The sequence below is a fragment of the Nocardioidaceae bacterium SCSIO 66511 genome, assembly GCA_023100825.1.
In the GTDB taxonomy this organism is placed as follows: domain Bacteria; phylum Actinomycetota; class Actinomycetes; order Propionibacteriales; family Nocardioidaceae; genus Solicola.
Genome location: CP095846.1, coordinates 563,325 through 578,314, shown reverse-complemented (window position 1 = coordinate 578,314; position 14,990 = coordinate 563,325). Strand labels below are relative to the sequence as shown.

At 64.8% G+C, this 14,990-nt stretch carries 13 protein-coding genes; 6 read left to right on the top strand and 7 right to left on the bottom strand.

What is annotated here, in order from left to right:
- Window positions 1-4 precede the first annotated feature (4 nt).
- Complete coding sequence (locus MU582_02680) at window positions 5-790, bottom strand: enoyl-CoA hydratase-related protein (protein ID UPK75562.1); 786 nt, start codon at window positions 788-790, stop codon at window positions 5-7.
- A gap of 316 nt (window positions 791-1,106) precedes the next feature.
- Here MU582_02680 and MU582_02675 point away from each other — a divergent pair, with 316 nt between their 5' ends.
- Genes MU582_02675 through MU582_02665 form a run of 3 tightly spaced genes read left to right on the top strand, consistent with a single transcriptional unit; the run spans window position 1,107 to window position 4,153 of the window.
- Window positions 1,107-2,087: a tripartite tricarboxylate transporter substrate binding protein gene (locus MU582_02675; GenBank protein UPK75561.1), complete on the top strand. Its 981-nt coding sequence runs from the start codon at window positions 1,107-1,109 to the stop codon at window positions 2,085-2,087.
- Window positions 2,088-2,092: 5 nt separating this feature from the next.
- Window positions 2,093-2,638 carry a tripartite tricarboxylate transporter TctB family protein gene (locus MU582_02670; protein UPK75560.1) on the top strand — a complete coding sequence of 182 codons (546 nt, stop codon included), beginning with the start codon at window positions 2,093-2,095 and terminating at the stop codon, window positions 2,636-2,638.
- A 12-nt stretch (window positions 2,639-2,650) separates the two neighbouring features.
- Complete coding sequence (locus tag MU582_02665; GenBank protein ID UPK75559.1) at window positions 2,651-4,153, top strand: tripartite tricarboxylate transporter permease; 1,503 nt, start codon at window positions 2,651-2,653, stop codon at window positions 4,151-4,153.
- 18 nt (window positions 4,154-4,171) lie between these two features.
- Here the strand turns inward: MU582_02665 and MU582_02660 are convergent, their stop codons facing one another.
- Window positions 4,172-5,548 (bottom strand): GH1 family beta-glucosidase, encoded by a 1,377-nt coding sequence (locus MU582_02660; protein ID UPK75558.1) that lies wholly within the window; start codon window positions 5,546-5,548, stop codon window positions 4,172-4,174.
- 168 nt (window positions 5,549-5,716) lie between these two features.
- On the opposite strand from MU582_02660, the gene MU582_02655 reads away from it, so the two are divergent.
- Together MU582_02655 and MU582_02650 are read left to right on the top strand one after the other, a co-directional pair.
- On the top strand, window positions 5,717-6,322 hold the full coding sequence (locus MU582_02655; GenBank protein UPK75557.1) for a TetR/AcrR family transcriptional regulator: 606 nt from the start codon (window positions 5,717-5,719) through the stop codon (window positions 6,320-6,322).
- On the top strand, window positions 6,322-7,491 hold the full coding sequence (locus MU582_02650) for an MFS transporter (GenBank protein ID UPK75556.1): 1,170 nt from the start codon (window positions 6,322-6,324) through the stop codon (window positions 7,489-7,491). The genes MU582_02655 and MU582_02650 overlap by 1 nt, the downstream gene beginning before the upstream one ends.
- Before the next feature lie 3 nt (window positions 7,492-7,494).
- On the opposite strand, the gene MU582_02645 is transcribed toward MU582_02650, so the two are convergent.
- Window positions 7,495-9,159, bottom strand: coding sequence for a dipeptidase (locus tag MU582_02645; protein UPK75555.1), 1,665 nt, complete (start codon window positions 9,157-9,159; stop codon window positions 7,495-7,497).
- A gap of 228 nt (window positions 9,160-9,387) precedes the next feature.
- Here MU582_02645 and MU582_02640 point away from each other — a divergent pair, with 228 nt between their 5' ends.
- Complete coding sequence (locus tag MU582_02640; GenBank protein UPK75554.1) at window positions 9,388-9,987, top strand: dihydrofolate reductase family protein; 600 nt, start codon at window positions 9,388-9,390, stop codon at window positions 9,985-9,987.
- 239 nt (window positions 9,988-10,226) lie between these two features.
- On the opposite strand, the gene MU582_02635 is transcribed toward MU582_02640, so the two are convergent.
- From MU582_02635 to MU582_02620, 4 genes are read right to left on the bottom strand one after another with little or no spacing between them, the layout of a single operon-like run.
- Window positions 10,227-11,804, bottom strand: a complete 1,578-nt coding sequence (locus tag MU582_02635) for an arylsulfatase (GenBank protein UPK75553.1) — start codon at window positions 11,802-11,804, stop codon at window positions 10,227-10,229.
- A 45-nt stretch (window positions 11,805-11,849) separates the two neighbouring features.
- Window positions 11,850-12,698, bottom strand: coding sequence for a carbohydrate ABC transporter permease (locus tag MU582_02630; protein ID UPK75552.1), 849 nt, complete (start codon window positions 12,696-12,698; stop codon window positions 11,850-11,852).
- On the bottom strand, window positions 12,695-13,591 hold the full coding sequence (locus tag MU582_02625; GenBank protein ID UPK75551.1) for a sugar ABC transporter permease: 897 nt from the start codon (window positions 13,589-13,591) through the stop codon (window positions 12,695-12,697). The genes MU582_02630 and MU582_02625 overlap by 4 nt, the downstream gene beginning before the upstream one ends.
- A 3-nt stretch (window positions 13,592-13,594) precedes the next feature.
- Window positions 13,595-14,977 (bottom strand): extracellular solute-binding protein, encoded by a 1,383-nt coding sequence (locus MU582_02620; GenBank protein UPK75550.1) that lies wholly within the window; start codon window positions 14,975-14,977, stop codon window positions 13,595-13,597.
- Between the last annotated feature and the right edge of the window lie 13 nt (window positions 14,978-14,990).

Below are 14,990 nucleotides of genomic sequence, written 5' to 3'. Positions count from 1 at the left end.
CCGGTCACTCACCTGACGGATGCACGCGTCGGTTCTGCAGGAACGCACGGGCTGCCTCGCGAGCGTCCGTGCTGGCAGCGCTGTCGACCATGCGCGGGATCTCCTGGCGTAAGTAGTCGGGGAAAGTGAGTGAAGCCGCGTCGGCGAGATTCTCCTTCGCGAACGCGATCGCCGTCGGGGGTTGCCGCACCAACCTGTAGGTCAGCGCCTCGACACGAGCATCCAGGTCGGTCGACACTTCGGTCAGAATACCCGCCACGAGCGCTTCGTCCGCGGTCATCTTCATCGGGTCGAGGAGCAGTGCACGCGCACGGGCATCGCCCACAGCCCTCGCCAGCAGCCACGCACTACCCAGATCTCCGGAAACTCCTGCACTCACGAACGCGGTGTTGATCACCGTTCGGGTCGCCGCGATTCGAAAGTCGGTCGCCAGAGCGAGGCTCAGACCGGCACCGGCGCATGCACCGTTGAGCTTCGCTACTGTCGGCTTGCGGCACGACACGATGAGCTCCGCAACTTTCGAGGCGAACGTGAGTCGCTCGACATCGTCGTCCCTTGAGCGCCCGCGGAGCGTACGGCTGTCCTGGTCGCTACGACGATCCGAGGCCACCCGGGCGAGGTCGGCGCCGACACTGAAGTCTCGCCCAGCGCCGGTAAGCACGATGGCGCCGACCTGCGGGTCCGTGCTCGCCGCTTCCACAGCGGACACCAGGTCTACGAGAAGCTCCCAGGACATCGCGTTCCGGCGTTCCGGTCGGCTCAGCGTCAGCGTCGCGACACGATCGTCCACATCAAGCAGAACCGTTGATGCCGAGGAACCAGGGGGCGGGCGGTCTACCATCGGTACGCTCCTTCTCGAAATCGTTCGCGAGGCGGCCGCCTGCGGGGCAATTTCATCCTCTGTACGTCTGACACAGTGCGTCAAAGAGCAAAAAGGACTGCGACTCATCGCCGAAGCCAATGAATGACACATTGCCCTACGCAATGAGTTGTGATGGATTCACGTCTTTGACGTGCTGCGATTCGCGTAGTCGACTGTGGTCCTCACCACACCCCAGACGGCACTTGGATTTGATGTCGGCGTCCGGAACGCAGAGGAGTCGCAGATGAAGGCCACCCCATCGCGCCGTTGCACGTACGTTGCCGCAATCGCACTCGCAACGATGCTGCCGATCGCTGCGTGCGGTGCGCGCGAAAACGCACCGAGCAACTTCCCGCAGCGCTCAATCCAAGTCATCGTTCCGTACCCGGCCGGCAGCGGCATCGACACGACAACACGTGCCCTCGCCGATATCATCAACGAGGGCGATGCGCTGAGCGAAGACCTTCAGATCGTCAACCGAGATGGTGGGGGCGGCTCCGTCGGCACCACTGAGATCCTCCAAGCGAAGGCCGACGGCTACACCATAGGAGTGGTCCCCGACGGCCCGCTCACGCTGGTGCCTCAGGTCGAAGAGATCGCGTACGACCCGGATGCGCTCACGATGATCGACGAGGTGATCGAGTCCCCGATCATCTTCGTCGTACCGGAAGCGTCGCCGTACCAGAATCTGCAGGACCTCATTGACGCGGCAAAGGATGAGCCGTCGTCGATCACGATCGGGGAAGGCCCGCTCAACTACGCGATTCCGGCAACTGAGTTCGAGCAGAAGGCCGGGGTCAAACTCAAGCACATCGATTTCGACGGCGACCAAGCCACGACCACCGCTCTACTCGGCGACAACGTCGACGTCGGCGTGATGCAGTTGGCTAGCGCTCTGCCGCAGTTGAAGTCCGGCAAGATCCGGGCCCTCGGCGTCACCGCTGCAAAACCTGTCGATCTGGTGCCCGATGTAGAGACGTTCGCCAGCCAAGGTGTCGACATCGACTGGAGCGCGTACAACATGGTCATAGCGCCCGACGGAGTCCCCGACGATGTCGTTGAAGATCTCGAGGGCGCGTTCTCCGATGCCATCGACAGCGACGAGTTCGCCGACGCGGCAGAAAAGCTAGGACTGATCGTCAGCGGTATCGGACCGGACGATGCGACGCAGCATCTGCGCGACAAGACCGAAGCCTCGACGCCGATCCTCGAGACGCTCGGATGACGAGTATGGACCGGCAGCCGGAAAAGCGCGGCCGGCTGCCCGCCGAGATCGTAACCGCGGGGGTACTCCTGTTGTTCGGTCTCTTCTACGGCTATCGGGCTGTTCAGGAAGGTGTTGGCACACCGGCCGACACCGGCCCCGGATTCTTCCCTCTTCTGGTCGCAGCGGTGCTCGCCGGCGCGTCGGCCGTCGTACTGATGTCTGGACCTCGTATCGCTTCCTCCGAGAGAGCCGAGGACGAGACCGCGGCTGCACAGGAAGCCCAAAACGAACCTTCCGACCATGACGAACGAGGCCAAACCGAGCGACCGAGTTCCTGGCTGCGGATCGTTGGTGTCCTACTCGCGGCTCTCGCCGTACCGTTGCTGGCCGACACCACCGGCTTCGTCGTGACCCTTTCGGCTGCCGTCGTCGCGATAGCCAAACTCATGGGCATGCGTGGCGTGCTGTGGCCACTGCTGCTTGGGGCGTCCTTCGGTGTAACCGTGTGGTTCTTCTTCGTGTACTGGCTGTTCGTCCCGCTGCCGGCCGGCAGTCTAGGTCTCGTCTAGAAGGGGGCCAACGTGCTCAGCGACCTAGGCGGTGGGTTCGCGTCGTTCGCCGACCCGACGTACGTCCTGCTCGCCGTGGCTGGTGTTCTCCTCGGCACGCTTGTCGGAGTCCTTCCGGGCATCGGTCCGATCGGCGCCATGTCCGTGCTGCTCGGGGTAACAACCCAGGTTGGACCGACGGGGTCGTTGATCCTCTTCGCGGGTGTCTACTTCGGCTCCACGTACGGAGGGTCGACTACCTCGATCCTGCTCAATATCCCGGGCGAGGCGTCGTCGGTCGTTACGGCGATCGACGGCAACCAAATGTCGAAGAAGGGCAGATCGGGTCCAGCTCTGACAGTGGCGGCGGTGTCGTCCTTCGTCGCCGGGACGCTCTCGATCGTCGGCCTGATGCTATTCGCCCCGTTCCTCAGTTCGGTCGCGGTCAAGCTCGGGCCACCGGAGTACATGGCACTGTGCATTGCCGGACTCGTACTTCTCGCAGCCCTTTCGCAGGGGTCGACGGCGCGTGGTCTGGTCATGATCTGCCTGGGTCTCGCGGTTGGCACCGTCGGAATGGACCCCGCAACCGGTGACCTACGTTTCACGATGGGTTCCACCACCTTGGCCCAAGGGTTCAGTTTCATTGCGCTGGTGATGGGCGTGTTCGGCATTGCCGAGGCACTCACCATGGTCCGTGGGCACCAGCGGTCGTCTGCCATCGCCGCGCCCGGCCTGCGCGATCTTCTCCCCAACCGTCGAGAAGTGCGCGATGCTGCGCCTGCGGCCGCACGTGGCTCGGTTATCGGGTTCCTCCTCGGCCTGGTGCCTGGTCCAGCAGCAGTGCTGTCGACGTTCGCCTCATACGTAACCGAGAAGCGAATCTCTCGGCATCCGGAAAAGTTCGGCCACGGAGCGATCGAGGGAGTTGCCGGGCCGGAGGCCGCGAACAATGCCGCCGCGGGGGCCGCTTTCATCCCGCTCATGGTTTTGGGAATACCTTTCGCTCCCACGATGGCACTCGTACTCGCGGCCCTACTCCTCAACGGGATCGTTCCCGGCCCAACTCTGATCGATGACGAACCCGAGCTGTTCTGGACTGTCATCGCCGCCATGTACATCGGCAACCTCATGCTCTTGGTGCTCAACCTGCCGCTGGTCGGTCTGTTCACACGACTGCTCTCGGTCCCACCACGCGTCATGATGCCGTTGATCGTCGGCCTTTGCACGATTGGGGTTTACGCCGACCGCAACTCCACCTTCGACGTGATCGTCATGCTCATCGCCGGGCTGATCGGGTTCCTCCTGCGCGCCAGCGGCTTCAGTATGGCCGTGTTCGTCCTGGCAGTGGTGCTGCAACCAACGCTCGAATCATCACTGCGACAGACCTTGGCGTACTCCAATGGCGATCCTTCGTATATTCTCGGTCGTCCGGTAACGATCGTGATCCTCTGCGTCGTCGTCGTCGCGGTCGTACTCATGGCTCGCTCGTCCCTGCTCGCGCTTCGTCACTCGAGCAGACCCACCGTCAAGTGAGCCGAGCAGTACCCAGCACTATCCGTTTCCACGCCGCGCGGCGAGCTGCTCGCGTAGCCAGTGGTAGGAGTCCTTGGGCGTACGCCGCTGGGTCTCGAAGTCGACGTGGACGAGGCCGAAGCGTTCGGTGTAGCCCTCGGCCCATTCGAAGTTGTCGATCAGTGACCACGCGAAGTAGCCGCGTACGTCGACGCCGGCCTCGACCGCATCGGCGACCGCGGCCAGATGGGCGCGGTGGTAGTCGATCCGAGGACGGTCGCGTACGCGACCGTCCTCGGCGACCTGGTCGTGGTACGAACACCCGCTCTCAGTCACGTACAACGGCGGCAACGAGTCTCCATAGCGGTCACGGAACCAGGTGAGCATCTGGGTCAGGCCCTCCGGCACGATCGCCCAGCCGAAGTCAGTCGTGGGCACGTCGGGGATCTGCCCGAGGTCGAACGGCAGCTCGACGGGGGCCTCGGCGCCCTCCAACGTCGGAGAAGCGCCAGTGGTGCTGCCCGGGGCACCGACAAGGGTCGGTTGGTAGTAGTTGATTCCGTACCAGTCCAGCGGCGACGCGATCACCTCGAGGTCTTCGCTGACCGGTCCGGGCATGCCGTCGCCGATTCCGTTCGGATACTCGCCGCGCAGGATCGGATCGGCGAAGAGCTCGTTGATCAACGTGTCGTACGCAGCGGCCGCCTCCTGATCGGCGGGAGACTCACTCGCCGGCCAGGTGGGTTGGTGGTTCGAGGCGATCCCGATGTTCGAGACGCCCTCCGCCCGCAACGCCTGGACCGCCAGCCCGTGCCCGAGCAGCAGATGGTGCGCGACCGGAAGCGCCTCGAATCCGAGCCGCTCGCCCGGCGCATGCGTGCCGAGAGCGTGCCCGAACATCGTCACGACCACCGGCTCGTTGATCGGCATCCACATCTGCACCCGGTCACCGAGCCGTTCGGCGACCACGGTCGCGTACTCGGCAAGCCTGTGCGCAGTATCGCGGTTGCGCCAGCCTCCTTCGTCCTGGAGCGTCTGTGGCAGATCCCAGTGGAACAACGTCGCAGCAGGGTTGATGTCGGCCGCGAGTAGCTCGTCAACGAGCCGGTCGTAGAAGTCGAGACCCGCGTCGTTCACCGGCCCCGAACCCGTTGGCTGAACGCGCGGCCAGGCGATGGAGAACCGGTACGAGTCGATCCCCAGTTCGCGCATCAGCGCAACGTCGTCGGCGTATCGGTGATAGTGGTCGCATGCGACGTCACCCGTCTCGCCGTTCCTGATTCGCCCGGGCTCGGCGCAGAACGTGTCCCATACCGAACGACCGCGACCATCGGCCTCGACCGCTCCCTCGATCTGGTACGACGCCGTGGAAACGCCGTAGACGAAGTCGGACGGTAGGTTCGGCAAGTCGGACATCCGCGGCCCCTCGTCGTGACAGTGGTTGGTGCGAGCATCGCGGGCCAGGCGTACCAGGTCAAGAGTCCGGGTCGACTGACCAATTGGGTCTATATTGGCGGACGAACCGGCTCCCAACCGATCCAGACCCACGGTCCGTCACATCACCGCACCAGCAGGAGCGTACGAATGACTCGGTTGTCGTCAGCACAGCGACGAGTCCAGCTCGTCGACGCCGCGATCCGGGTCATGACCCGCGACGGCATCGCCAAGGCGACCACACGTGCGATCGTCGGAGAGGCGGGCGTCTCGCTGAGCGTTTTCCACTACTGCTTCGAGTCCAAGCAGGCACTGTTCGAAGCCGTCATCGAGACCCTGACCGAACACTCCGCCTCGCCTGCGATGGCCGCCGCCGACGTCGACCCCGATGCATCCTTGCGTGACACCGTTCGGTCGAGCCTCCAGGCGTACTGGGATCACGTCGTCGCCAAACCCGATGAACACATGCTGACCTACGAACTGACGCAGTACGTACTTCGCCAGCCAGGGCTGGAGGAGGTTGCGCGGGAGCAGTACGCCCGGTACGTCAAGGCCAACCAGCAGGTCATCGATCGGGTGCTCGACCATTTCGACGCCGACACCACTGTGTCGAAGGCCGATCTCGCCCGGTACCTCGCCTCCACGCTCGACGGGCTGACCCTGAACTACCTCGTGGCCGGCAACAACGCTTCCGCCGAACGCATCCTCGACTCGATCGCAGATCACGTCGTCGACCGCATCAGCGCGCGCGGCTAATGATGGCCACCGACGTCGCGGCACGGCGGGCAGTACTCACCGGCTTCGCGATCCAGGGCCTCACGTTCTCCTCGATCGTCACCAGGCTCGCGACAATCAAGGACAAGTTCGATCTCGACGACCTCGACGTCCTGCTCCTGCTGGCGGCCGTCGCGGCTCTGTCGGCTGTCGGCAGCATCGTCGCCGGTTACACGGCGCAGCGATGGGGAAGCGCCGCGACGCTGCGGGTGGCTCTCGCGGGTGCGTCGCTCGGTTCGGTGCTGCCGGGTCTGGCCGGCTCGTTGCCGGCCCTCGTCGCCTGCACCTGCGTCTACGGCTTCTTCGTCGGCGGAGTCGATGCGGCGCTGAACATGCAGGGCGTCGCCGTCCAAGACCGCTACGGCCGCAGCATCATGACCGGCTTCCACGCCATGTGGAGCATCGCCGCCGTCGTCGGCGCTGGGTACGCGGCTCTCACCATCGCCTTGGACTGGCCGCTGTTCGCATCGCTCGCCGTCGTCTGCCTCGTCGGCCTCGCCGCCAACGCACTGACCGGACCCGACCTCCTGCGCACCGAGCCCGCGAGCTCGCAGTCGGCATCCGGCCCGTCTCCCACGCACCGGGTGCCGTGGCTTCCCGTGATCCTGATCGGAATCCCGACCTTCGCGATGTGGGTCAACGACTCCGCGACCTCGGTCTGGAGCGGCATCTACCTACAGGACGGTCTCGACGCCGCCGCGTACGCAGCACCGGCCGCGTACGGCGCGTACCAGGCGGTGCTGCTCGTCGTACGACTCGTCGGCGACCGACTGGTCGGGCGCTACGGCGCGACCGCAGTTGTACGAGTCAGCGGCATCGTCGCGGTCGCGGCACTTGTCGTGATCGTTGCCGCGCCGAGCGTGTACGTCGTGGTCATCGGGTTCGCGTTGCTCGGCGGTGGCTTGTCGCTCGTACCTCCGCTCTCGTACGTGGCAGCCGGACACCTCGACCGCGAAGGCGGTACGACGGCGATCGCCCGAGTCAACGTGGCCAACTACCTCGGCTACCTTGTTGCGGCGTTTGCCATCGCCTTCACGTCGGATGCCTTCGGCGAGCGCTACATGTTCGTACTCCCGTTGCTCGTGGCGGTCGTACTCCCGGTGATGGCTCGCCAGTTCGAACCACGCACACGCAGCGCACCCGTTCCTTGACGGCTACCTGCCGTACGAGTTCGCGGCCGACCAGGTCTCGAGGTACGACTCGGCGCCGTGCATCAGGTCGTCGGTGGCCTTGCCACCGCTCGCCTTTCGTACCTGCTCGAGCCAGTCGGGCATCAATCCGTAGTGCGCCATCCCGTCGCGGTTGACGTCCCACGTACGCTCGCCCGTCTGCTGTCGGTTGATTCGAGTCGTGCCGTCGAGGCCCTTGTACGGGTAGTGCACGGCGTACTTCCCGTCCTCGCCCTCGGGAGCAGGCCAGCCGCCGAGACCGTTCATATCGAGTCCAAGCCCAAGACCCTTGTGGAACTTCTGCCTGAGTTTCCGGCCGTCGGCTGCCTGCTCGGCAAAACTCTTCGGCTGGCCGGGGTATTCGGCCTTGAAGCCGCCCAGCCGGTAGAGGCGCTTGGTCCAGTTCGCATCCATCCAGCTGTGACTGGAGATGACGCCCGGATAGTCTGCCGCCTCGAGCACGTCGAACGTACGGTCTGCGGCCTTGACGCTCATATGGTCGATCTCGACCATCATGTTTCGTTTCATCAAGCCGTCCAGCGCGTACTCACCGAGGCCGGTCAGCCCGCGAGTGTTGCAGCGGGCGTCGGGGGCGTACTTCGGAAGCACCGTGCCGACCGGCAGTTTCGCCTCCAGCTTAGGGATTCGGACCATCCCGATCGGATTGTCGTGCTGAGGGCCCTCGCACTGCTCGGTCTGCCAGAACGTGCCGGTCGACAGGAACTGTCCGATGTTGATGACCGTACCGATCACGCCTTCGTCGAATCGAACTCCGCACAACGCGTTGTCGAACTTGTGGCACAAGAACATGCTGCGTACGCCGAGGTCGTGCAGCTCGTCCAGCCCGTGGTCGATGTCATCCTTACTGCATCGGGCGAAACCGAGAACCTGCTTGCAGCCGAAGGGTTCTGAGGTCTCGACGCCGAGTACGACTGCGAGCTTGCCTTGCTTGATGACTTTTCGCGCCTGCTTGGGAGTCTTGACGATCCGGAACCAGCCCTTGCCCGGGCCGCCGTACATGTCGTCGATGTAGTCCTGCATCTCCCAGGTCTTACGGGCTTCCAGCCTGATCGCGTCCATCTCGTTGCAGCCGCGGTCGCGCGGGAGCAGCGTGCAGATGACGCCGTTGCTGACCAAGTTGGTCACCATCAAGCGCTGCCCCGAGCGCCAGGCACGCTCGATCCAGGCGTAGTAGTTCTGCTGATGGGTGAGTGACTTGTGCGAAGGCCAGTCGTTGAACGTCGGCCAGCCGTCGGGGTCGTGCGTACCGTTGCTCCCGCCGGTGATGTTCTCGAACCACGCGCCGAGTCCGTTGGGGTAGTGCTCCGGGCAGTCCTCGAGGGCCTCTTCGATACCCGCTTCGTCGAACGGCTTACCGCAGACCAATCGCCCACCGAAGGCCTCATTCGACATCACATGGTTGTGCGCGTCGATGAACCCGCGTACGTCGCCATGCTTGTCGGTCCCGCGGAAGGGCTCACCCGTGACGTTGATCCGCGAATCCGGTTCCGGTCGATCGGTCGGAACCCACCACTTGTCCTTCGCCGCCGGATCCGCGCCGCCGGCCGATGCGCCCCCGCCGGACGCAGCCACCGTCACGACCAAGGCGAGCAGCGCGGCAAGTACGCCGATCGTACGTCTCGGGCCCATGGTGCGTTCCCTCCTCGGACCGCATCCACAGCGGTTACCTGAAGAGCGAGAATGGCGTTTGCACCTGTCTGAGTCAAGAGTCCGGGACAAATGACCTACTGAGTGAGACGCGGCTCCGGGCGTACCTGCGCACCCGTAATTTGTTACGTCTTTACACTAGTTCGATTACGAACTAACGTGGTTGGCCTCGGTCTGCCTGCACCAATCCTGAGTGAACCGGAGCCGACGATGGCGTCAACCGTTCTCTATATGTCCATGTCGATCGACGGTTTCATCACTGGGCCGAACGAGTCCCGCCACAACGCTTTGGGCGATGGCGGCATGCGGCTCCACGAGTGGTTCCAGTCGGGACCGGGAGACAAGGGCAAGCACCTCCATACACAGGACTTGTCCGGCCCGGACCGCGAGATCTGGGACGAGGTGATGTCCACCGGCTCCGTACTGGCCGGGCGCGGCACCTTCGAACCGGCACACGGGTGGGACGGCGACCACCACGGCGGCGTGCCCATCTTCATCTTCAGCCGACACGAGCCCACTGCGGAGTTCAGCTGGCCCAACGTCACGTACGTCGATGACCTCACCTCCGCTGTCGAACAGTCAAAGAACGCGGCCGGCGACGGAAACGTACTCGTTCACGGCGCCTTGATGGGTCAATGGATGCTGACCAGAGGGCTCCTCGATGAACTGCAGCTCCATCTTGTACCGGTGCTGCTCGGCGAGGGGCGCAGGCTGTTCGACCATCTCGGCACCGAGCAACGGCAGCTCGAAACGATCCGAGTGACCCGAGGACGCGACGCCACCCACCTGCGCTACCGCATTCGCCGCTGAGGCGTACGGCAATGGTGAACTCAGACGAAGAGCACCGCGAGGACGCACAGCACGGCGATCACACCGAGCATGAACACGATCCCCGACACTTCGTCCGGCGCGTCGGCACGGCGACGGCCGGTGTGCCCCTGGGACTCGATACTCATGCACTGCTCCCTCGCGATGTGTTCGGCCACCACTAGTGGCCTACTAACAGGTACGACGCACGAGGGGGCCGATGCGTTGCCTCCGAGATCTACTCAGCCGATTGCGTCGCGGTAGCCCAAGCCCCGGTCCGCGTAGATATCGCGGGTGACGGCGAAATCGATCACACCGACCCGATCGGCCCAGTCCTGCCATTGTGCGCTCAACTCGGCGACAACCTCCGGGTGGCGATCGGCGAGATCGACGAGCTCGCAAGGATCGTCGTAGGTGTCGTACAGCTCCCAGCCGCAGCCCCACATACGTACGAGCTTCCACTCAGCTGTGCGCATCGCAGCGTTGCCGATGTGCTCCCAGAACAGTGGGGCCGTGTCGACCTCGGGCTCTCCCCGTAGCGAGTCGAGCATGCTCGACGACTCGAGCTCAGGCGGCATGGTCCCCTGGCCGACCGCATCCAGGATTGTGGGCAGAACGTGCGTGAGCTGACGCGGGGTGCGCACGATCTCTCCGGCCGGCACTCCTCCAGCGGGCCACCGGACCACGAACGGCGCCGCGATCCCGCCCTCGTGTGTCCACTGCTTGAAGAGCCGGAACGGCGTATTCGACACGTTCGCCCAGCCGAGTCCGTAGCTGCAGTACGTGTCCTCTGGACCGGGATCGATCGCGGTGTCGTTGCCGACGGCGACCGGCTCGCCGTCTCGGGTATGGGTGCGGACGATATCGGTACGCGCCAGGAAGCGGTCGAGCTCGATGAAGGGCAGCTCCTCGGCGGATGCACCGTTGTCGCTGAGGAAAATCATCATCGTGTCGTCCAGCACGCCCTGCCGCTCGAGCTCAGCGCGGATCCTGCCGACTCCCTCATCGAGCTGGGTAACCATCGCGGCGTACGCGGCCATCCGTCGCTGCTGCCACCGCGGGTTCTCCTCGGACTCCCACGCGGGGGCATCGGGGTGTCGCGGGCTGAGCTCCCACGACTCGTCGGCTATGCCGAGTTCACACTGCCGCTCGAACCGGCGTTCGCGCGTCGCGTCCCAGCCGTCGGCATAGGAGTCTTCGTACGCGGCGATGCGTTCCTCGGACGCGTGCAGAGGCCAGTGCGGAGCGGTGTACGCGACGTAAGTGAAGAATGGATTGTCGCCGCCGGCCAGTTCGGCGATCCGGTTCACGGCCTCATCGGTGATCGCATCGGTGTAGTGGAAGTCGTCGCGGTGCGCCTCATCCTCCGCGTTCTCCTCGCCCCTGGTCAGCGTTCCCGGATCGAAGTAGCTGCCGCAGCCAGTGAGCGTCCCGAAGAAGCTCTCGAACCCCCGTCGAGTCGGCCAGGCAGCGTTGGGGTTCTGGACGTCGGCGGCTAGGTGCCACTTGCCGGCCATCGCCGTCGTGAATCCGCGCTCGCGCAGATACTCGGGCATCAGCTTCACATCAGACCGCAGATTGCCCGGGTATCCGCGTGGCGAATCATCGTTGGTCAAGATGCCGATCCCCGTCTGGTGCGGGTGGCGACCCGACAGCAGCGAGGCCCGCGACGGGCTGCAGCGCGCCGTGTTGTAGAAGCGGGTCATCCGTACGCCCTCCGACGCAAGCCGATCGATGTTCGGCGTCGCGATCTCACTGCCGTAGCAGCCGAGATCGGAGTAGCCGAGGTCGTCGACGAGAATCAGCACGACGTTCGTCATCAGTGGGCACAGCTCCTTGCTCATGGTCGATCAGATGGATCGGGCTCAGCCCTTGACGGCGCCGCCGGTGAGACCCGAGACGATGTGGCGGTTGGCGACGACGATCAGCACGATCAGCGGGACGGCCGCCACGGCACCGATCCCGGCCATCTCACCCCAGGCGGTCTCGTACGGCTGGACCAGTGAGGAGATGCCGACAGTGAGCGGTGCTGTGGTGCCGCCAGAAGTCATGGTCAGGCCGAACAGGAAGTCGTTCCACGCCATGATTGCGGTGAAAACGGCGACTGTCGCGAGTCCGGGACGAACGATCGGCAGCATGACCGACCAGAGCGTGCGGACGTCTCCCGCACCGTCCATCCGTGCCGCCTCGGCGATATCGGCGGGCACGGCATCGAAGTAGACGCGCATCAGCAGTACGGCGAAGGGCAGCTGGAACACGGCGTTGAGCAGCACCAGGCCACCGAGGCTTCCAAGCAGTCCGAATTGGTCCAAGGTGACGTACAGTCCAGGCACGAGAGTCATCGGAGGTACGACGGCGATGAAGCCGGCCAAGGCAAGCAGGATCCGCACGACGCTGCGCGGAACCGGTAGTTGAGACAACGCGTATCCCGATACGGCACCGACCACGAGGCAGATCAGGACCGTGCCGATCACGATAACCATGCTGTTCAGTAGTTGCGCTGCGTACGGCTGACCCGGCTCCAGCAGCGCCTCGAAGTTGGTCAGGCTGAACTCGAAGTTCCAGCCGCGGCTGATGATCACGCGCTGCGGCTGGAGCGCCAGGAAGACCAGCCACAGGACCGGCACGACAGCGACCAGGATCGCAACCGCCAGCAGTGCGTCCGCTATCCACGAGCGCCCGCCGGCGGGCGTACGTTCCACCCGGCCACTCATACGTGCTCCCGTCGAGCGGCGAGAACGATCCGACTGCGCTGTGCAAGGCGCACAATGCCGAGCACCGCCGTCAGAGCCAGCACGACCAGCAGGCTGAATGCCGCGCCGGTCCCCAGCGCGCGTTCGTCGAAGACGAGGGTTCGGATATGGAGACTGACCAGCGTGGTCGCGCCATCGGGGCCACCCCTGGTGAGCAGGTACATCTCGTCGAACGCCTTGACGCACATGACGAGCCGGATCACTGCCGCGGCGGCGATCGCCGGCGCGATCATCGGCAGCACGACGTGCCATACGAGGCGGGTCTCGCCGGCTCCGTCGAGGCGCGCCGCCTCCACAACGCTGTCGTCGACGTTACGCAGCGCGGTGTAGACGATCAGGAAGACGAGCGGCGTCCAGTGCCAGACGTCGACGGCGATCACCGACGCCATCGCGCCCGTTCCGGAGCCGAGCCACCCCTGCTCCGGTAGACCGAACGAGTCGAACGTCCGGTTGATGGCGCCGATCGTCGGGCTCAACAAGAGCAACCACAGCACGCTGATCACCACCGGTGTCATCACAACCGGCCAGAGCAAGGCAGTACGCGCGAGGGCGCCGAGCCATCGGGCGCGGTCAACTGCAAGCGCGAGGGCGGTGCCGATGAGCAGGCTCAACGGAAGTGCGCCAAGCGTGAACAGCAGCGTTGCCCGTATCGACTCGCCCGCGATCGGGTCGGTTGCGAGATCGCGGAAGTTGTCGAAACCGGCGAATGCCCACTCGAACGCGCCGTAGCGTACGCCGACGTCGGAGAACGACATTCGTACCACCTGCGCCGCCGGGTAGGCGCCGAGGGCAGCAATGAGAACTGCGAACGGCGCCAGCGCGATCAGCGCCGTCCGGCGAGAGTGTGAACGCATACGTCAGTCGAGGAATCCCGCGTCGCGGACAACCGATGTCAGCTCGTCCTGCAGCTGGTTCATACCCTTCTTCGGCTCAGTGTCGCCCGCGGTGATGGACGCGAGGACCTGCTCGGTCGGCTTCAGCATCGCCGCGTTGAAGACATACCGGATGGACGGGTAGATGTCCTTTTCCAGCGACTGCGCGTACGGCTTCAGGTACGCGCTCGCCTCACCCGTCACGTCCGCGAGAACGTCGTGCCGGTTGGGGATACCACCTTCGTCCGCAAACTTCTGCTGCTGCTCGCGCTCGCCCAACCAGGTCAGCAGGTCGGCCGCGGCCTTGGCTCGGTTCTCGGGCAGACCCGCCGGGATCGCCAACGTCCAGGTGCCGCTCGTTGGAGCGATTCCGGCGGGACCGGCCGGGAGTTCGGCGAACGAGACCGCGTCGGCGACGTTCGAGGCATCCGGATCGAGAAACTGAGACGACGCAGCGGCGACCGTGTGCGTCTGGAGCAACCGGCCGCTCTGCATCAACGCGATCACCTCTGCCTGGCCGAGACTGTTCGTCTCGGGTGGCCCCAGGCGGGCGAGCTCTCGGTACGTCGTGATCGCTTCGATCGCCTCCGACGTATTGACCGTCGGCGTCCAGTCCTTGCCCGGCTCTGCAAACCAGTCAGCACCGTAGCTGTAGAACACCGGCATGAACGTGTAGGTGATCGACTGCCCGCTGGGCACCGCTTGTGCACGCGGCGCGTAACCGAACTCGACCGCCTTCTTGGACATCGCGCGGTTGCCGTTCTCGATCGCGTCCTGCCAGGTACGTGGTGTCTCGAGTCCGAGGTCTTCGTACACGTCGGAGCGCATCGTGAGCAGCTCGACGTTTCCGTTGTACGGAAGGCCCATCGGCTTGCCGTCTGGTGAACTCGCACGTGCCTTCGGATCCCAGAACGGGAGGTCGGCGTACGTGATCGTCTCGGAGTCGAGCGACCAGCCGGAGCTGACATCCGATACGGGTTGTGCCCACTCCTTGTCGTAGAACTCGCCGGTCCATGCCTCGTCGAGCTGGAACAGGTCGAAGGTGCCGGCGCCGCTCTGGATGTCGTTGGTGTACTGCGTCACCAACCCCTCATAGGGAAACTCGCGCACCGTCACCGAGATGCCGCTGCTGTTCTCGTACTCCGCCAGAACCGCCTTGTAGGCATCGACCCACGGGGTGCTCGCGGTCGGGACGACGAGTTCGGTGACCTCACCGTCGGACCCTCCACCGAGCGCGCCGCCTCCGCCACCGCCGCACCCCGGAAGTGCGAGCGCGGCGGCACCGCTCACTCCGGCCGCCCGCAAGAAGCGTCGGCGACTCCAGGAACCCATCGCGGTCTGCCCCGTTGTCGTACGCGTTCGCTTCATACCGGCCTCCGCC